Source organism: Nocardioides turkmenicus, from assembly GCF_011045035.1.
Taxonomy (GTDB): domain Bacteria; phylum Actinomycetota; class Actinomycetes; order Propionibacteriales; family Nocardioidaceae; genus Nocardioides; species Nocardioides turkmenicus.
This window is the reverse complement of sequence record NZ_JAALAA010000025.1, coordinates 1-17,060: the sequence shown is the minus strand read 5'-3', so window position 1 is coordinate 17,060 and position 17,060 is coordinate 1. Positions and strand designations below refer to the sequence as shown.

The following is a 17,060-nucleotide window of genomic DNA, read 5'->3' as shown; positions in this document are numbered from 1 at the left end:
CCTACGCGGTGTGGGCGAGGATCGCGGGGATCGCCGTGTCCCAGGTGTAGGGAGGCGGCGGCTCGTGGCCGACGTCCTCGAGGGTCAGCAGGGTCGAGTCGGGGATCTCGCGGGCGAGGACCTCGCCATGGCCGACCGGCATCAGCGGGTCGGCGGTGCCGTGGATGACCAGGGTGGGCGCGGCGATGTCGGCGAGCGAGGCCTCGATGCGCTCGCCCTCGGGCGCCGCGTCGTGGTTCTCGAACGTCGGCCGCATGTCCGGCGTACGCTTCACAACCTTCTCGCACACCGCCCGCATCCGCTGCTCGTCGAAGCGCCGCGGGATGAACGCCCGCTGGTCCTCGACCAGCATGCTGACCAGGGCGTCGTGGTCGTCCATGTCGGGCATCGGCCGGTCGGCCGCCGCCGCGAAGAAGTCCGCCATCGCCTCACCGATCGGCGGCAGCTCGACGCCCTCGAACGCCGACGTCGTCTGGTCGAGCACCACGGTGGCGACCCGCTCGGGATAGAGCACGGCGGCGCACTGGGCGATCGCGCCACCCATCGAGATCCCGAACAGGTGAGCGCGGTCGAGGCCGAGGGCGTCGAGAAGACCGGGTACGTCGGCGACCATGTCACGCCACGTGTAGCCCGGCTTGCCGGCCGGCCAGGTCGTGGAACGGCCGGTGTCGCGGTGGTCGTAACGGATGACGTACCGCTCACCGGCCGCCAGCGCCGCGCAGAAGTCGTCCTCCCAATAGTCCATCGAGGCGCACTTCCCGCCGATCAGCAGGATCGGCGGGTCGGTCGGTGAACCGAACGTCTCCGTGCACAGCTCGATCCCGTTGACCGCCAGCATCTGCTCCATGGCGACCAGCAGATCGCCACGGCCGGATCGCGTCAAGCGTTATTCGTCCCCCGACGCGTACGCGTCGATCTCGCTGCGCAGCCGGGTCTTGACGTCGTCGGGTGCGTAGGAGACGTCGACCGCGGCCCGGGCGAGGTCGGCGATGCCGGTCGCGTCGAGGCCGAGGAGGTCGGTCGCGATCTCGTACTCCTGGTTGAGCGTCGTCGCGAACATCGGCGGGTCGTCGGAGTTGATCGTGACCGCCACACCTGCATCGACGAACGTCTTCAGCGGGTGCTCCTCGAGCGACGCGACCGCACCGGTGGCGACGTTGGACGACGGGCAGACCTCGAGCGGGATCCGGTGCTCGGCGAGGTGGGCGAGCAGGGCCGGGTCCTGGGCCGCCGAGGTGCCGTGGCCGATCCGCTCGGCCTTCAGCACGGTCAGCGCGTCCCAGATCGTCTGCGGCCCGGTGGTCTCCCCGGCGTGCGGCACCGAGCGGAGCCCCGCGGCCCGAGCCGCGTCGAAGTGCCGCTCGAACTGCGGCCGGGGAACCCCCACCTCAGGCCCGCCGAGCCCGAAGCCGATGAGCGCCTCGGGCCCGTGGTCGACCGCGTACGTCAGCGTCGCGTCGGCCGCCGGGATCCCGGCCTCGCCCGGGATGTCGTAGATCCAGCGCAGCACGATCCCGAAGTCGCGTTCGGCGCTCGTTCGGGCGTCCTCGAGCGCCTCGGTGTAGGCCTCGATCGGCATGCCGGCGTGTCCCGTCCCGGCAGGCCGCTCGGCCAGGTCGGGTCGTACGGAGGTGTAAGGGGTGCAGGTCAGCTCGGCGTACCGGACCTGCTGGGTCTGCGCCAGGTCGCGCGCGATCTCGTAGGTCAGATAGCGGATGTCCTCCGGCGTCCGGACCAGGTCCACGACCGAGAGATAGACCTCGACGAAGTGCGCGAAGTCGCTGAACGTGAAGTAGTCCTTGAGGAGCTCGACGTCCGCCGGCACCGCCCCCGGATGCCGCGCGGCCAGCTCCGCGACGATCCGCGGCGAAGCCGACCCGACGTGGTGGACATGCAGCTCTGCCTTCGGCAGCCCGGCGATGAAGGTCTTCAGGTCACTCACGGGCAGATCGTCACACGTGGTACGCCGCTGGCGCGACCCGGTTTCATGCGGGTCAGAAGAAGTGTCGGTGGCCGTGGCTACTGTCCCGGTCTATGAAGGGGGCGTATCCGAGGCTGGCGGACGGCACGAAGGTGCCCTTCCGTCCGTCGCAGCGTCCGCCGGTCATCGGGAACCGATACGTCTGGGCGACAAGATTCGATTCGAGCGCGTCGTCGACGGACAGTTGGTCCGTGTGCAGGTGAGGGTCGACAAGGATCCGCCAGAGATCTGGAACGCATACCCCGTGGACGATGAGGACTAGCATGGTGACCATGAACATCGAGGACTTCGCCTACGGCGTGCTGATGGAGGCGCTGCCGTCCATCCCCGCCGATGTGCTCGAGGTCATCGCAGATGACATCGACGCAGGCGAATACCTCACCTCCTTGATCGAGCTGATCGAACGGGCGCCGGAGACGGTTTCCTTGGCTGTTGTCGATGCCCTCGAGGGTCATCTGGCGACTCTTCCCGAGGGTCCTCATCGTCGAGTGGGCGCTGATGCCGTGGCTCGGCTCCGGCATCTCAAGACCGCCTGAGACCCAGAATTCACGCCAGTCGCCTACCGACCGCGCTCATGCGGCGTACAGCACGTTGTCCGGCCAGGTTCCTGCGGCATACATCCTTCCTGTGGTGCTCCTCAGCACCACAGATCAGACGTCACCCGTCCCTGCAGCAGTCCCTAGCCCTCATTGACGATTCTGGACGTGCTTCGTGGGTGGAGCAGGTTCTGGACGACAGTCACAACAAGTCCTTCTCGGTCACCCGGATCTCCGACAGTTCGGCTTCCGGGACCTCACCGAAGAAGCCTTCGCGCTCCTGGCCGCGCAATCCATGCGTGCGCGCGAAGTCGCTTGATCCGAGGTAGCCGATCCCAATAAGTCCGTCATCACCGATCCCTTCGACCCAGACCGGCTCGCCGTACCAGGTCGCGTTCACACGGACGGAGTAGTAGCGGTCCAGTGCATCCTCGGGGAGGCGAAGCCAGGGACGGCCGTCGTCGGAGCCGTACTCGATGGCGCCGGGGAAGTCACGTCGAAGGTCACCCTTGACAGCATCCGGCCGAATCTCCACCCACGTCCGTCCCAAGATGTGCACTTCGTAATCCGTCCCACGGAACGTCGCGAAGTATCCCGGCTTCCGCATCACTTCACCTCCGTCCGACGGGAATCCAGCCTTCTCGTCTTAGTACGGCCTCAGGGCGCTGAGTGCCGTCAGGGAGAACTTCCCAGATTTCGGCGCCCTCCTGCATCCGGATGCCACCGTCGACCTGGAACTCGGGGACGATGTCGTCGTCCGTCTCGGTGAACCCGTTTAGTTCGCGCGGTGTGCCGAGATGGGCAATGTCTTCCGCCCGCGTTACGGACACCTTAAGACGCGTAGATGACCTTGTCTGGCCACACTCCTGTGGCCCTTGCTTCCTTAAACGCCTTCATGAGGATCTTCGCCGCAGCCGGGTCGAGGTCGGAGTCAGCGGCCGAAAGGCGCGCCGGGATCTCGGCCTTGACGATCTCTACCTCGCCGGAACGCGCGGCTCCGGGCCAGTCGAATGCGTAAGTGATCGACTGATCGTCCTCAAAGGTCTTCTTGCCCTCGATGAGCATGCCCACTACTTCAGCCCTACCTCTCGCTCCCAGTTTGCCACTTCGTTCGCAGCGCGGTGTGCCTCGTTATAGGAGGCACCTGGATTTGCTTTCAAGTACTCCAGTTCGGTCTTTTCGTGAAGCAGCCAGAGGCGATCGGTGTCGGTTGCCTGACCGTTCTGAAGGCGGAACCAGGCTTCGGCCTGCTCTGGACTGGAGTCGAATCGTTTGACCACCGTTTCACCGTCGCCGTAGGTGATGCGATGTTCCTGATGGAAGACGTGATCCTTCACAGCCAGAACGTCGTCAGCCGACAGCTGACTTCCGTCGGGCATCCGCAGGTTGGCTTGGTCGGCAGAGATCTTTGCTGCATCGTCGGTAGAGCTACGGATCTCCTCGTATGCGTCGTCCGCCCACATCTCGCGTCGGAACGGATCCCGGGGCCCAACATGGCCGCCAGTGTGAAGATCGTCCAGCTTGCCCAGGTCGCTGAGGTCGTCGATGGCGTTGTCGATCTTGCCGACGTCGCCGAGACCGTCGAGGTTGTCCAGGCCACGCAGGCCCTTGGTCATGTCGCCGAGCGCGTCGAGGGCGTCGGCGCCGCCCTTGATGCCGCGGGTGGCGGCGGTGGCGGTGCCGCCGGAGAGTACGCCGGCGACGATGTCGGGGACGAGGTGGCCAATGGCTCGGGCGGGGTCGTCGGCCCAGGTGTCCCAGTCGAGCAGACCCTTGCCGAGCTGTTTGCCGAACTCGAGGGGGTCGGACTTGAGCGCCTGCAAGAGCGCCTCGGCGTCCTCGAGCATCATCGACTTCTGGGCGGCGAGCTCCTCGGGGGTGAGGTCACCGGAGGCGAGCTCGATGATGTCGTGGAGGATCGAGACGTTGTAGATCATCTTGCCGAGGTCCCAGATGGCCTCACCGGCGCCCTCGAAGATGCCGCCGACGAACGCGAGCCCGGACTCGAACCAGTTGCGCTTCTCGGGCGCGTCCTTGCAGCCGACGCGTACCTCTCTGGCGCATTTGGCGGCCGCGATCTTCAGGTCGGACTTCGCCGTCTCGAGCATCGCCAACGCATCGGAGCGGATCGAGGCACCGGAGTCGAAGAACGGCTCCTTGGCGTAGGGATAGGTGAGTCCCTGCGACAGCGCCTGATTGCGGGCCTGCTCGAATCGGGATGTGTAGTCGGCGTAGTTGGCCTTGTCCTGCTCGGTGGCGGCCTCGCCGCGCTCGTACTCGGACTTGGCGGTGGCCGCGTTCTGCTGCGCGACCTCGAGCGCGGCGGCGTAGTCGATCAGGGCGTTGCCGGCCGTACGGAAGCCGGTGCCGGCCTCGTACCAGCGGTTCGGTTCGCGGTCGTGGGCGTCGCGGAAGTTGTCGGCGGCGCGGCCGATCCATCCCTGCGTGTCGATCTTGGTGAGGGCGTCACCGGTCTGGTCGAAGAACTTGCCCTTGTCGGCGCAGGTCTGGCCTCGTGAGCGGATCTCGCCGGGATTGCCCTTGATGGTGAAGTCGGGCACCGGCTACTTCCCGCCGGTGATGGTGAGGTCGGTGGCTGCGGACTTGGCCTTGTCCATCTCGGCCGTGCCCTTCTCATTGAGCTCGATGTAGTTCATCGCGATCTTCCCGATCCGGCCGGACATCTCGCCGACGTCCTCGCAGAGGTTGTTCATGCCGCGCTCCCAACGGTCCTTGAACTCCTCGACCGCGCTCCAGACCTCGTCGGAGCCGCACGCGTCCTCGGAAGGCACCAGGTCCTCGACGTCCTTGTCCTTGAACAGCTGCACCGTCTCGGCCAGTCCCTGAGCGGCCTTGGCCAAGGACTCCAGATCCACCTCGAAGTCGTAGGACGGCATCACGAGCCCTTTCACGTCTGTACCCGACCGCGTACGTCGGAGGACAATGTAGCCTCACGCTCGCCGGCACATCGAAACAACCTGGGGCGCCTGTGAACATTCAACTGACGGTGGGGCAGCAGACCGCTGCGGCCAAGCATGTCGAGGACAGCATCGCTGATCTCGAGAAGCTGCTGACCACTCTCTCCGGCAACATCGAGGCCTCGGTCCCGGGGATGATGGGTAGCGCCGCGGGCGGCCTCGTGGAGTCGTTGCAGACCTGGTTCGAGAAGGTCGGCGGGCTGGGGATCTTGATGCAGGAGTACGCCGCCGCGCTGCGCGACGTCGACATCCAGCACGCCACCACCCAGAACGACATCGTCCAGGAGGCCCACGGCCAGGCCGCGAACCTCGAGCAGCGGCTGGGACCCCTCTGATGAGCGACAACAGTCTGATCGTCAAGGAAGCCAGCATCGACGACCTCGAGACGACCCTGAGGACGGCCGCCGAGGACCTGCGCACGTTCTTCACCGACCTCATGGACGAGGTCGACCAGATCACCGCCGGCTGGTCGGCCGAGACCGGCTCGAAGCAGGCCGCCGACCGGGCCGCGCGCCGGATGATCGACGCCTCGGGCCGTGCCGCGAGCGTGCTGGAGACGATGGCCACCGCCGTACACAACTATGGTGAAGAGGCACACGACATCGAGGTCAAGAACGTCGCGATCGTCGGATGATCGCCTGAGACCGGGGAGACGAAGATGCGGGCGATCCACCACTGGGACCTCTGGGTCGACGACTTCGAGACGGCCTCGGGCGAGTGGGGCTGGCTCTTTGGCGAGCTCGGCTGGGAGGCCGGCGAGAAGGGCCACTTCTGGGAGGCGCCGGACGGGACGTACGTCTTCATGGAGCACTCCACGGACCAGCACGGCACGCAGGACCGGCTCAGGCCCGGCGTGAACCACATCGCGTTCACCGTCGAGAGCCGGGAGGTGCTCGACCGGATGCGGGCGGCGTCGACCGAGCATGGCTGGCACGAGATGTACGCCGACCGCTACCCGCACGCCGGGGGTGAGGAGCACACGGCGCTCTACCTGGAGAGCTCGGAGGGGTTCGAGGTGGAGATCGTGCTCGAGGTCGACGACCTCACGGCCTAGCTGTAGTCGTCGTCGCTGTCGTCGATGATGTGCATCGCCGCCTCCTCCGCAGAGGCGCCGGCGCCGTCGATGCCGGCGTCGATCCCATAGACCTCGGACTCGGTGTCCTCGCCGCCGCCACGGTCGGGGTCGACCAGCCGGCCCGCTCGCTTGTTGCCCACCTCGCGACCGTCGGGGTCGTCGGCCTCCTCGGCGTCGTCGTACTCGACCGCGTAGGGGTCCGGCTCGGGGATCTCCTGGTGCTGACGCTGGTCGATGCACTCGCGGTGCTCCTCCTCCCACGGGGTGTTGCCGTAGTCGGTGGAGTAGCGGTCGGCGGTGACGATGCCGTGGTCGAGCTCGTCGCGCACCTCGCCTTCGAGAACATCGCCGGACAGCGCGTCCTCGCCGGTGATCTGGTCCTCGTCGTCGACGCTGTAGTCCCCGTAGATCTCGCGCGATTCGCTCACCTGAGTCTCCTCATCGGCCGGCATTGGGGCCATCGAGGCCCCCTTCGGTAACGTTAACCCGGTCCGGTATGGAGTGGAACCGGACGGAAAAACACGACGCGGGGAACGACCGAGGGAGCAGACTCAGATGGCGCCTCGCGCCCGATTGGCTGTGGCGGCTGTTGCCGTGCTCGCGAGCTCGTCGTTCGCGCTCGGCGCGATGCCTGACTCGACCGGCCCCCTGGGCTCGCTGGGGACGCTGGCCGGGAGCGCGTTCGCGCGCGTCGCCGACGGGTCCTCCGAGAGCGTGGTGCCCTCGACGCCCACGAAGACGCCCGACTGGGAGCCCTACTCCACCAAGCCCAACATCCTCATGATCACGGCGGACGACCTCGCCTATGAGGATCTCGAGTTCATGCCCCACACCCGCAGCCTCCTGGCCGCGCAGGGCACCTCGATGACCGAGGCGATCGCGCCCACCCCGATCTGCGTGCCGGCCCGCGCGTCGCTGCTGACCGGGCAGTACAGCCACAACCACCACACCGTCACCATCAACGGCGAGCGCGGTGGCTACGAGTCGATGGACCACACCGGCACGCTGCCCGAGGCGCTGCAGGAGGCCGGCTACGACACCCTCTTCGCGGGCAAGTACCTCAACGGTTACGGCCTGCGCGGGACAGCCAAGGACGTGCCACCGGGGTGGACCGACTGGCGAGCGACCACCGACATGTCGACCTACAACTTCGTCCGGCCCCGGATCAACCACAACGGCGAGTTCACCACCTACAACCGCTACACGACGTACGTGATGCGGGACCAGGCCAACGAGATGATCTCGGCGCCGGAGCGCGCCGACAAGCCGTGGTACATGTGGCTCAACTACGTGGCGCCCCACCACGGCGGCCCGGGCGAGAAGGACGACCCCGAGGGCACCAGCACGACCAGGCCGGCCGACGAGGACAAGCACTCCTTCGACGGCCTCGAGCTGCCGGACCTGCCCTACATGTTCCGCACCCCGACCGATGCGCCGCGGATCTCGGCCTCGCGCAAGTTCTTCGACGAGCAGGGGCGGGCCGAGCTGAGGATCGCGCACGAGCAGCGGGTCGAGGCCGTCCAGGCGCTCGACCGGGCGGTCGCCAGCCACGTGCTCCGGCTGCAGGAGACCGGTCAGCTCGACAACACGATCATCATCTTCTCCTCCGACAACGGCTACACCACCGGCGGCCACAACATCAACGGCAAGCTGATGCACTACCGCGAGACGCAGCGGATCCCGCTGATCCTGCGCGGCCCGGGCATCCCGGCCGGGCGCACGCTGGCCACCGGCGTCGGCAACCCCGACATCGCCACCACGGTCATGGCCGTCGCCGGCGCCGAGCCCGGACGTACCCAGGACGGCGTCAACATCATGCCGTGGCTCACCGCGCCCGCGCAGAACCGGGTGATCCCGCTCTCCGCCTGGCGGGTCAACGACGGCCACAAGCAGATCTACTCGGGGATCCGCTTCGGCGACTGGACCTACGCCCGGTTCTCCGACGGCAGCGAGGAGCTCTACAACCTCGCCGAGGACCCCTACCAGATCCACTCGCTCGCCCTGCTCTACGAGTACGGCGACAAGCTGGCCGAGCTGCGCGCGCTCAGCGACAGGTACGCCGACTGCGCCGGTGACACCTGTCCGAAGGAGTTCTACCCGGCCGACTGATCGGTCGTGTCGGTCGCGTCGGCCGCGCAGCGGAAGCCCAGGTTGCCCGCGGTCGAGTCGGGCGGGCTGCTGGAGCGCGCCGAGAGCCGGTAGCGGTGGCAGTAGGAGTCGTGGCAGAGGTACGAGCCGCCGCGCATGACCCGGGTCAGGCCCTCGGCAGGACCGCGCGGGTCGGCGATCGACTCCGGGGAGTCGGCGAGCTCGGCGTAGTAGGTCGGCGAGAACCAGTCCGCGCACCACTCCCAGACGTTGCCGATCATCTGGAACAGGCCGAACCCGTTCGGTTCGTACGTCCGCACCGGAGCAGTCGTGACGAACCCGTCGTCCGCGGTGTTGGTGTCCGGGAAGACCCCCTGCCAGACGTTGGCGCGGTGGGTGCCGTCCTGCTCCAGATCGTCGCCCCACGGGAACCGCGAGCCGGCGCGACCGCCGCGGGCGGCGTACTCCCACTCGGCCTCGGTCGGCAGCCTGGTGCCGGCCCACTCGCAGTAGGCCAGCGCGTCGTCGTGGGAGACGTGCACGACCGGGTGGTTGCCGCGGCGGCCGACGTTGGAGCCGGGGCCCTCGGGCGCTCGCCAGGAGGCGGCGCGGACGCCGAGCCACCACGGCGCCTCCGGGGAACGGCCCAGGACGTCGCGCGGGTCGCCCTCGAAGGCCAGGTGGAAGACGGCGGAGAAGCCTTCCCGCTCGGCGGTGGTGACGTAGCCGGTCGCCTTCACGAACCGGGCGAACTCCTCGTTGGTCACCGCGGTCGCGTCGAGCCGGAAGCCGGGCAGGTCGACGGTGTGCACCGGGCCCTCGCCGTCGGCCTGGTACCCCTCACCGAAGGAGTCCCCGGCGGCGTACGTCCCGCCGGGGAGGTCGACGAGGGTCCGGCGGCGCTTGCGGGGCAGAGCCGGCGGGCGCTGGGCCGGGTCGGGGCTGGGTCCGCGGGTCGCGCCGAAGGTGAGGTCTGAGGGCACGACACCAGCCTACGAGCCGGTGTAGGTGGCCTTCAGAGTGCCCGCGCTGGCCACGATCTTCCCCTTCTTGCCGGTCACCATGAGGCCTGGCGTGCGGGCCTTGCCGTTGGCGTCGGCCTTGATCTTGACCGTGCACGTCGGCTTCTTGGCGGCGCACGTGAAGTCACCCGAGGGCCGGTAGGTGACCGTCATCGTCTGGTTGTCGGCGAGCCCTTCGACGTACGCCGCCATGTAGGTGCACCTCGGCCTGTCCTTCGGGCACGAGCGCTTGACCGTGTGCCACTCCATCCGGGCCGCCGCGGCTTTGCCGCAGAGCCGGGCCGGCTCGCCCGTGCGGACCGTCCCCCAGGCGTACGTCACCTTGGTCGTCGCCTCCACGCAGGCCTCCGTGCCGCCCTTGGCGACCGGGATCGTGTAGCTCAGCTCGGGGTCCTCGCCGGCGGTGGGCTGGGCGGCGCCGTCGTCGATGGAGGCCACGCCGGAGGCGACCTCGGGTGCGGTCACCGTCAGCGTCACCTGGCGGTAGCCCGCGGCCGTGGCGGCGGTCGGGGCCTCCGGCGTGCGGGCGTAGCAGCTGTCCAGGTCGGTGATCGTGTCGACGTTCTTCGCGGCGAGGTCCTCGTCGGAGAGCCGCAGGTTGGTCACCGCGAGCACGCCGGCGATCGCCGGCCGGCCGACCTGGCGCAGACATCGGGGGTCGTCGAGCGTCCAGGCGCCGGCGACCTGCTTGCTCCAGCCGTTCGCCCCGCCCTCCGCGCAGTCGAGCAGCTCGGCGTACCACTGCGACCCCAGCGCCGACGGCCATTCGCCGGTGTAGGTGAAGCCGCCGCCGGTCTTGGCGACCACCCCGGCCTCGGTGAGGCCGACGCTGCCCTCGTCCTTGACGACGGTCTCGGCGGCGCACCGGATCTGCTCGGGATCGGCCCACGCCGGGGTGTCGCCGGCGAGGGCGAGGGTGCGCGCGACATCCTTCTCGTCGCCGCGCAGCGGCCCGATCTCCCCGGTGAAGTAGGCCCACGCCGAAGTCCCGAGGAAGGCCACCGCCACCAGCACCCCGACGATCACCAGCCAGCGCAGCACGAGACGTACGGGCCGGCCCCGGTCGCGCCGCCGCCGTGGCAGCGGAGGCAGCCCCAGCCGCCGGCGACGGGCCTCCTCGGCCGCCGCGTTGGCGAGCTCGGTCGGTTTGGGTTGCTGTTGAGCGGTGCTTCCGGTGGGGTCGGACATCTCACTCTTCCTCGAGACAGTTCAGCGAGGATCGTAGAGGGTAGTCCTCTCGGATACCGCCCGGCCTATGCCGGCGCCGATTTCTTCGAGCTCGGACACAGTTTTTGCCGACCCGTGCTCGGAGCCCGCCATCCGGGAGATCGTCTCCTCCATCAGGGTGCCGCCGAGGTCGTTGGCGCCGGCCTGGAGCATCGCTCTGGTGCCGTCGACGCCGAGCTTGACCCAGCTGGTCTGGATGTTGTCGATGCGGCCGTGGAGCATGATCCGCGCCAGCGCGTGGACGGCGAGGTTGTCGCGCATCGTCGGGCCGGGGCGGGCCGCGCCGGCGAGGTAGATCGGCGCGCTGGTGTGCACGAAGGGGAGCGGCACGAACTCGGTGAAGCCGGCGTTGCCGTGCTCGCGGGCCTGGTCCTGGATGCCGGCGAGGACGCGGAGGTGGCCGACCCAGTGTCGCGGGTTGTCCACGTGGCCGTACATCATCGTCGACGTCGTCGGGATGCCCACGCGGTGAGCGGTCGAGACGATCTCGATCCAGGTCTTCGCGGGCAGCTTGCCCTTCGTCAGCACCCAGCGGACCTCGTCATCGAGGATCTCCGCGGCAGTGCCGGGAAGGCTGCCGAGGCCGGCCTCGCGGACCTTGATCAGGAAGTCCTCGATCGACAGCCCGGTGCGGGCGGTGCCGTTGACGATCTCCATCGGGCTGAACGCGTGCACGTGCATCTCCGGCACCCGCTGCTTCACCGCCTGGACGAGGTCGAAGTAGGCGGTCGAGGGGAGCTCGGGGTCGATCCCGCCCTGCATGCACACCTCGGTGGCGCCCAGGTTCCATGCCTCCTCGGCGCGGTCGGCGACCTGGTCCAGATCGAGGGAGTACGCATCAGCGTCCGTGCGGCGCTGGGCGAAGGCGCAGAACCGGCAGCCGACGTAGCAGACATTGGTGAAGTTGATGTTGCGGTTGACGACGTAGGTCACGGTGTCGCCGTTGACCTGCTTGCGCAGGTCGTCGGCGAGCCTGGTGACCTGGCGCAGCAGGTCGCCCTCGGCGGTCATCAGCGTCAGCGCGTGCTCGTCGGAGAGGTTGCCGGGGTCCTTCTCGGCGGCAGCGAGGGCGGCGTGGCCCTCCGCGTGGAGGACCGCGGGAGCGCCCGTCGCGGTGGCTGCTTCCCGGACGGCGTCCCAGTCGCCGTAGACCGTCTCGAAGTCGTCGCGGCGGTCGTGGGTGCGGCCCTCGGTGTCGACGGAGGTGTGCAGGTCGACCCGGCCGGCGGCGGTGAAGCCGCCGTCGGGCTCCTGCCACGGGTGACCTTCGGGCCGGACGCCGTCACGGGCCAGACCGTCCGCGTCGGCGAGCGCCTCGACGTGGGAGAGGACGCGCGGGTCGATCCAGGCCTGGCCGTCGCGCAGGGTGCCGTTGACGTACTCGGGGTGGACGGTCAGCCGCGGCCGGAGCTGGAAGCCCGCCTCGGCGGTCACCTGGCGGAGCGCGTCCAGCGAGGGCCAGGGGCGCTCGGGGTTGACGTGGTCGGGGGTGAGCGGCGAGACGCCGCCCCAGTCGTCGATCCCGGCGCCGAGCAGCGCCCGGCACTCGTCGAGGTCGACCAGGTTGGGCGGGGCCTGGACCCGGGCCTTCGGCCCGAGGACGATGCGGGTGACCGCGATCGCGGCCAGGTATTCGTCCAGGCCCAGGTCGTCGACGTGACGCATCGCGGTCGACGGCTTCGCCCGGAAGTTCTGCACGATGATCTCCTGCAGCCCGGCGTACGCCTTGTGCACCTTCCGCAGCGCGAAGATCGTCTCCGCGCGCTCGGTGAGCGTCTCGCCGATGCCGACCAGGAGACCCGAGGTGAACGGGATCGAGAGTCGTCCGGCGTCCTCGAGCACCCGCAGCCGCACCGCCGGGTCCTTGTCGGGCGAGCCGTAGTGGGCCTCACCCTTCGTCTCGAACAGCCGGCGGCTCGTGGTCTCGAGCATCATCCCCATCGACGGGGAGACCGGCTTGAGCCGGTTCATCTCCTCCCACGACATCACGCCGGGGTTGAGGTGGGGGAGCAGCCCGGTCTCCTCGAGCACCCGGATCGCCATCGCCCGCACGTAGTCGAGGGTCGACTCGTAGCCGCGGCTCTCCAACCACTCCCGCGCCTCCGGCCAGCGGTCCTCCGGCCGGTCGCCGAGGGTGAACAGCGCCTCCAGGCAGCCCAGCTTCGCGCCCTCGGCGGCGATCTCGAGGATCTCGTCAGGGCTGAGATAGGGCTCGCGGCCGTCGCGCGCCGCCTGTCCCGGCGTCTCCACGAAGGTGCAGTAGTGGCACCGGTCCCGGCACAGTTTGGTGACCGGGATGAAGACCTTCGGGGAGTAGGTCACCGTCTCGGGCCGTCCGGCCGCGACCAGTCCGGCGTCGCGTACCTTCGCCGCCGCGGCGGTCAGCCGGTCGAGGTCGTCGCCCCGGGCGGCGAGGAGCGCCGAAGCCTCCGCCACGTCGAGGGCTGCGCCGCGTTCGGCCCGGGCCAGCGCCCGGCGGATCTGCTGAGGTGTCGGCTGCTCGCTCATCACGAGCAGCCTAGTAGGCGCCGCCCAGTTGTCGAACTAGTTGTCGATCTGGGCGCTCGCCCCGGGGGCAGTGGCGACGAACTTGGCCTTCCAGTCCTTCGGGCCCGACCAATTGATGACGGCGCCCTTGCCCTCCCCGTCGGGGGTGCCGGGCCAGACGCACTTCGCGCCCTTCGCCTCGGAGCACTTGCCACCGTTCATGGTGAGCTTGACGTCGAACTTCTTGCCCGGCTGGAAGCCCTCGAAGTGGAGCGTCCAGGTGTTACAGGCGACCTTCTGCGCGTTGTAGGTCTTGTCCGTGCACTGGTCCTGCTTGATCCACTCGAGCTTCTTCGGCTGAGCCTTGCCGCAGGCCTCGGCGTCGGTGGCCTTCTCGGTGCCCCAAGCGAAGGTGACGGTGGTCTTGACGGCAACGCAGCCCTCGACGCCACCCTCGGTGACGGGGAGCTCGTAGGTGGAGCTCTTGAGCTCCTCGTAGCTGCCGCTGCCCTTCTTGGCGATCGCGATCACCGACTCACCGCCGGGAGCGGTCGGCTCCTGCACGTCGAAGTCGACCTGCATATAGGCGGGCTTGGGGGTCACCTTGGCGCCGAGCGCGTCGGCCTTGACGTAGCACGCGTCGAGAGCCTTGACGGCCTTCTCCCTGGCCGGACCGGCCGCGCCGGGGTCACCTTCCTTGAGGAGGTCGCCGACGGCGAGGAGGCCGGCCATGGAGGTCTTGTCGACCTCCTTCTCCATGCAGCGGGTGTCGCCGACCTTCCAGTTGTCGCCGATCTCGGTCGCCCACGACTCGGTGCAGTCCAGCAGGCCCTGGGTGAACTTCATCGCGTCGTCCGCGGGCCACTCGCCGGTGTAGGTCCACTCGTCGCCAGCGTCCACCACTCCGTGGGAGCGCAGCTCGGCCGCCGGCACCTTGCCGACCAGGCTCTCTGCCGCACAGGACATCTGGTCCTCGCTGGCCCACCCCGGCTTGGGTACGCCGCTGGCGATCGCCTCGGCCGCCTTGGCGTCGTCACCGTGGAGGCCGAAGATGCCGAAGCCCTGGGTGAAGATGCCGACCCCGACGAGCAGGGCCGCGGCGACGCCGCCGCCCACCATGGCGTAGAGCTTCTTCTTGTCACCGCCGCTGCCCTGGCCGGCGTTGGAGTGGTGGGACGGGAGCCACTCGGGCTGGCCGCCACCGGTGGCCGGACCGGCCGCTGCCGCGGCCGCAGCGGCTGCCGGCAGGCCCTTGCCGCTGTGCACGACCGTGGAGTCGGTCTCGTTGGCGAGCGGCGCCGGCGTCGGGGTGCCTTCGCCCGGGCGCTTGACGATCGTGGGCTGGGCCTCGGCCTCAGGAGGCGGGGTGCCGCCGCCGGAGGAGCCGCTCGCGGAGGTGTCGTAGCTGGCGCCGGGACGGGAGCCGAGGTCGGCAGCGGCCGCACCGGCGGCACCGCCGATGACACCGCCGCCGAGACCGGCTTCCTCGAGCCGGTCGGCGGCCTTGTCGAGCGCCTTGGAGAGCTCGGCGGCGGTCTGGAAACGGTTCTCCGGCTTCTTGGCCAGCGCCCGCTGGATGATCGGGTTGATCAGGTCGGCACCCGGCGTCGCGGCGGGCAGCCGCGGCACCGGGTTGTTGATGTGGGCGCTCATCAGCTCGAAGTCGGTGCCGGTGTAGGGAGCCTTGCCGGTCAGGCAGGCCCACAGCAGACAGCCGGCGGCGTAGATGTCGCCCGACGCGGTCGCCTGCTCACCCATGTGGCGCTCGGGCGACATGTAGGGCAGCGAGCCGACCACGGAGCCGGCGCGGGTGACGTTGGAGTCACCCTCGGTCGCGATGCCGAAGTCGGTCAGGTAGGGGACGAGCTCACCCTCCTGGCGCTCCCAGAGGAGCACGTTGGACGGCTTGACGTCGCGGTGGACCACGCCTGCGCGGTGGGCGTCGAAGAGCGCGTCGCTGACGTCGCCGACCAGGCGCAGCGCCTGGACGGTCTCGAGCGGTCCCTTGGACTTCAGCCAGCCGTGCAGGTCGCCGTCGGGGACGTACTCGGTGACGAGGTAGACGGTGCCCTCGACCTCGCCGTACTCGATGATCTGCACGATGTTGCGCGAGCGCAGCTTGGCCAGGATGTTGGCCTCCCGCTCGAAGCGGGTGATGAAGTCCTTGTCGACCGTGAGCGAGGGCAGCACCAGCTTGAGCGCCACCTTGCGTCGCAGCGCCGGGTCCTTCGCCTGGTAGACGACGCCCATGCCACCTTGACCCAGGACCCGCTCGATCACGTAGCGACCGAACTGCTCGCCTTCCTGGGGGAACGCAACCATCTTTAGAACCTCGCCCTGATTTTTTTACCCGAATGACCTCTGCCGAAACCCTAGCGTCCCGTCAACGATCGTCGCGCGCCAACGCCACGGGCGAGACCAATTGTTAAGGCGTTAGTTGGGAAGGACCGCCGTGAGTCCGTCGACCTCGGCGGTGAACCGGTCCTTCCAGCCCTTCGGCGCGGTCCAGTTCGTCCAGGTGCCGCTCGGCTTGGTGACGAACGCGGTGTCCGAGCACGAACCCGACGCCGACTGGCAGTTGCCGCCGTTGAGCTTCAGCTTGATCGTGACGCTGGAGAGGAGCTCGTAGCCCTCGTAGTGGAGCGTCCATGAACTGCACGGCGCGAACTTCGGCTGGGCGCAGGTCTTGTCCTTCGTCCACCACAGCCGGCGGTCCTTCGCCTTGCCGCAGGCCTCGGTCTCGCTGGTCTTCGTGGTGCCCCAGGGGTAGCTGATCGAGGCCTCGAAGGTCGCGCAGCCCTCCTGGCCGCCCTCGCGCACGGGGATGTTGACCTTCCCGCCGGTGACCGGCACCCACTCGGTGGAGTCGGCGGACTTCGCTCGCAGGACCACCTCGCTGCCCTCGACGGCCGGACCTTTGACCGTGAAGTCGACGCCGAGCACGGCCGGCGTCGCGGTCGCGGTCGGCGCGGTGAGCTCGTCGCTTGTGTAGCACTCGTCCAGCGCCGAGACCGCCTTGTCGGCCTTCTTCTGGACGCCGGCGTCCTCGACCTCCATGACCTGGGTGGTGATCAGGCCGGCCATCGCCGCCTCGTCGACGTCGCCGAGGCAGCCGGTGTCGGCCAGCGCCCACTCCTTGCCGATGGCCTTGCTCCAGTCGCCGGAGCAGGAGAGCAGACCCTCGGCGTACGTCGTCGCCTGCTGCCCGCGCCAGGCGCCGGTGTAGGTCACGGTCTCGCCGGTGATCTTGATCAGTCCGGCCTTGCCCAGCGCTTCGCTGCGCTCGTCCTTGACCAGTTGCTCGGCGGCGCACCTCGCGTCGCCGTCGGAGGCCCAGGCCGGCTTCGGCGCCTCCGCGGCGATCGCGGTCACCGCCTTCTTGTCCTCGGCGCTCAGCGGGCCGAACCCGAGACGCCCGGTGAAGAACGCCCACGCCCCGGTGCCGAGCAGCGCGACGAGCACCACCGCGCCGGCGGCACCCAGACCGATCAGCAGCCCCTTGTTGCTCTTCTTCGGCTGGTGGTGCGGCGGCAGCCCGTAGGCCGAGCCGTACGCAACCGGTGGCTGCGCCGGAGGCGGGCCGTAGCCACCGGCCGGTGCCGCGGGCATCGCCATCGTGGGCGGCGGCGGGGGCGGTGCCGTGGGCGGCTGGGCAGGTGGAGGCGG

At 69.0% G+C, this 17,060-nt stretch carries 17 protein-coding genes; 5 read left to right on the top strand and 12 right to left on the bottom strand.

Annotated elements, in window-relative coordinates:
- Position 1: 1 nt before the first annotated feature.
- Together G5C66_RS22495 and G5C66_RS22490 are read right to left on the bottom strand one after the other, a co-directional pair.
- Entirely contained in the window at positions 2–883 is an 882-nt protein-coding gene (locus G5C66_RS22495; protein ID WP_241248770.1) for an alpha/beta fold hydrolase, read from the bottom strand.
- Between the two features lie 3 nt (positions 884–886).
- On the bottom strand, positions 887–1,942 hold the full coding sequence (locus G5C66_RS22490; RefSeq protein WP_165113316.1) for an adenosine deaminase: 1,056 nt from the start codon (positions 1,940–1,942) through the stop codon (positions 887–889).
- A 311-nt stretch (positions 1,943–2,253) separates the two neighbouring features.
- Here G5C66_RS22490 and G5C66_RS22485 point away from each other — a divergent pair, with 311 nt between their 5' ends.
- Positions 2,254–2,517 carry a hypothetical protein gene (locus G5C66_RS22485; RefSeq protein ID WP_141791854.1) on the top strand — a complete coding sequence of 88 codons (264 nt, stop codon included), beginning with the start codon at positions 2,254–2,256 and terminating at the stop codon, positions 2,515–2,517.
- 202 nt (positions 2,518–2,719) lie between these two features.
- On the opposite strand, the gene G5C66_RS22480 is transcribed toward G5C66_RS22485, so the two are convergent.
- From G5C66_RS22480 to G5C66_RS22465, 4 genes are all read right to left on the bottom strand, one after another.
- Positions 2,720–3,124: a hypothetical protein gene (locus tag G5C66_RS22480; RefSeq protein ID WP_165113314.1), complete on the bottom strand. Its 405-nt coding sequence runs from the start codon at positions 3,122–3,124 to the stop codon at positions 2,720–2,722.
- A 224-nt stretch (positions 3,125–3,348) separates the two neighbouring features.
- Complete coding sequence (locus tag G5C66_RS22475) at positions 3,349–3,582, bottom strand: hypothetical protein (RefSeq protein ID WP_165113312.1); 234 nt, start codon at positions 3,580–3,582, stop codon at positions 3,349–3,351.
- A 5-nt stretch (positions 3,583–3,587) separates the two neighbouring features.
- The gene (locus G5C66_RS22470; RefSeq protein WP_165113310.1) at positions 3,588–5,078 is read right to left on the bottom strand and encodes a putative T7SS-secreted protein; all 1,491 of its coding nucleotides are present in this window, start codon (positions 5,076–5,078) and stop codon (positions 3,588–3,590) included.
- Positions 5,079–5,081: 3 nt separating this feature from the next.
- On the bottom strand, positions 5,082–5,429 hold the full coding sequence (locus G5C66_RS22465) for a hypothetical protein (protein WP_338144284.1): 348 nt from the start codon (positions 5,427–5,429) through the stop codon (positions 5,082–5,084).
- A 77-nt stretch (positions 5,430–5,506) separates the two neighbouring features.
- On the opposite strand from G5C66_RS22465, the gene G5C66_RS22460 reads away from it, so the two are divergent.
- From G5C66_RS22460 to G5C66_RS22450, 3 genes are read left to right on the top strand one after another with little or no spacing between them, the layout of a single operon-like run.
- Positions 5,507–5,830, top strand: a complete 324-nt coding sequence (locus G5C66_RS22460; RefSeq protein ID WP_165113308.1) for a hypothetical protein — start codon at positions 5,507–5,509, stop codon at positions 5,828–5,830.
- Positions 5,830–6,129: a hypothetical protein gene (locus G5C66_RS22455; RefSeq protein WP_165113306.1), complete on the top strand. Its 300-nt coding sequence runs from the start codon at positions 5,830–5,832 to the stop codon at positions 6,127–6,129. Before G5C66_RS22460 ends, G5C66_RS22455 begins: the two co-directional genes overlap by 1 nt.
- Before the next feature lie 24 nt (positions 6,130–6,153).
- Positions 6,154–6,549 (top strand): VOC family protein, encoded by a 396-nt coding sequence (locus G5C66_RS22450; protein ID WP_165113304.1) that lies wholly within the window; start codon positions 6,154–6,156, stop codon positions 6,547–6,549.
- Here the strand turns inward: G5C66_RS22450 and G5C66_RS22445 are convergent.
- On the bottom strand, positions 6,546–6,998 hold the full coding sequence (locus G5C66_RS22445; RefSeq protein WP_338144283.1) for a DUF5709 domain-containing protein: 453 nt from the start codon (positions 6,996–6,998) through the stop codon (positions 6,546–6,548). The two genes, G5C66_RS22450 and G5C66_RS22445, sit on opposite strands and share 4 nt — an antisense overlap.
- Positions 6,999–7,125: 127 nt before the next feature.
- Here G5C66_RS22445 and G5C66_RS22440 point away from each other — a divergent pair, with 127 nt between their 5' ends.
- Positions 7,126–8,679: a sulfatase-like hydrolase/transferase gene (locus G5C66_RS22440; protein WP_206444454.1), complete on the top strand. Its 1,554-nt coding sequence runs from the start codon at positions 7,126–7,128 to the stop codon at positions 8,677–8,679.
- On the opposite strand, the gene G5C66_RS22435 is transcribed toward G5C66_RS22440, so the two are convergent.
- The 5 genes from G5C66_RS22435 to G5C66_RS22415 all read right to left on the bottom strand — a co-directional run.
- On the bottom strand, positions 8,664–9,641 hold the full coding sequence (locus G5C66_RS22435; protein WP_338144282.1) for a formylglycine-generating enzyme family protein: 978 nt from the start codon (positions 9,639–9,641) through the stop codon (positions 8,664–8,666). The genes G5C66_RS22440 and G5C66_RS22435 overlap by 16 nt on opposite strands.
- A gap of 9 nt (positions 9,642–9,650) precedes the next feature.
- Complete coding sequence (locus G5C66_RS22430; RefSeq protein WP_165113302.1) at positions 9,651–10,868, bottom strand: hypothetical protein; 1,218 nt, start codon at positions 10,866–10,868, stop codon at positions 9,651–9,653.
- 21 nt (positions 10,869–10,889) lie between these two features.
- Positions 10,890–13,415, bottom strand: coding sequence for a bifunctional FO biosynthesis protein CofGH (locus tag G5C66_RS22425; protein WP_165113300.1), 2,526 nt, complete (start codon positions 13,413–13,415; stop codon positions 10,890–10,892).
- A 36-nt stretch (positions 13,416–13,451) separates the two neighbouring features.
- Positions 13,452–15,716: a serine/threonine protein kinase gene (locus G5C66_RS22420; protein ID WP_165113298.1), complete on the bottom strand. Its 2,265-nt coding sequence runs from the start codon at positions 15,714–15,716 to the stop codon at positions 13,452–13,454.
- Between the two features lie 111 nt (positions 15,717–15,827).
- Positions 15,828–17,060 (bottom strand): hypothetical protein (locus tag G5C66_RS22415; RefSeq protein ID WP_206444453.1); only part of this gene is annotated, 1,233 nt, incomplete at its 5' end.

Bases quoted from the DNA above. Each gene is read 5' to 3' on its own strand.
- G5C66_RS22440 (WP_206444454.1), top strand. From the start codon at position 7,126: ATGGCGCCTCGCGCCCGATTGGCTGTGGCGGCTGTTGCCGTGCTCGCG.
- G5C66_RS22420 (WP_165113298.1), bottom strand. From the start codon at position 15,716: ATGGTTGCGTTCCCCCAGGAAGGCGAGCAGTTCGGTCGCTACGTGATC.
- G5C66_RS22425 (WP_165113300.1), bottom strand. From the start codon at position 13,415: ATGAGCGAGCAGCCGACACCTCAGCAGATCCGCCGGGCGCTGGCCCGG.
- G5C66_RS22450 (WP_165113304.1), top strand. From the start codon at position 6,154: ATGCGGGCGATCCACCACTGGGACCTCTGGGTCGACGACTTCGAGACG.
- G5C66_RS22480 (WP_165113314.1), bottom strand. From the start codon at position 3,124: ATGCGGAAGCCGGGATACTTCGCGACGTTCCGTGGGACGGATTACGAA.
- G5C66_RS22455 (WP_165113306.1), top strand. From the start codon at position 5,830: ATGAGCGACAACAGTCTGATCGTCAAGGAAGCCAGCATCGACGACCTC.
- G5C66_RS22485 (WP_141791854.1), top strand. From the start codon at position 2,254: ATGAACATCGAGGACTTCGCCTACGGCGTGCTGATGGAGGCGCTGCCG.
- G5C66_RS22475 (WP_165113312.1), bottom strand. From the start codon at position 3,582: ATGCTCATCGAGGGCAAGAAGACCTTTGAGGACGATCAGTCGATCACT.
- G5C66_RS22430 (WP_165113302.1), bottom strand. From the start codon at position 10,868: ATGTCCGACCCCACCGGAAGCACCGCTCAACAGCAACCCAAACCGACC.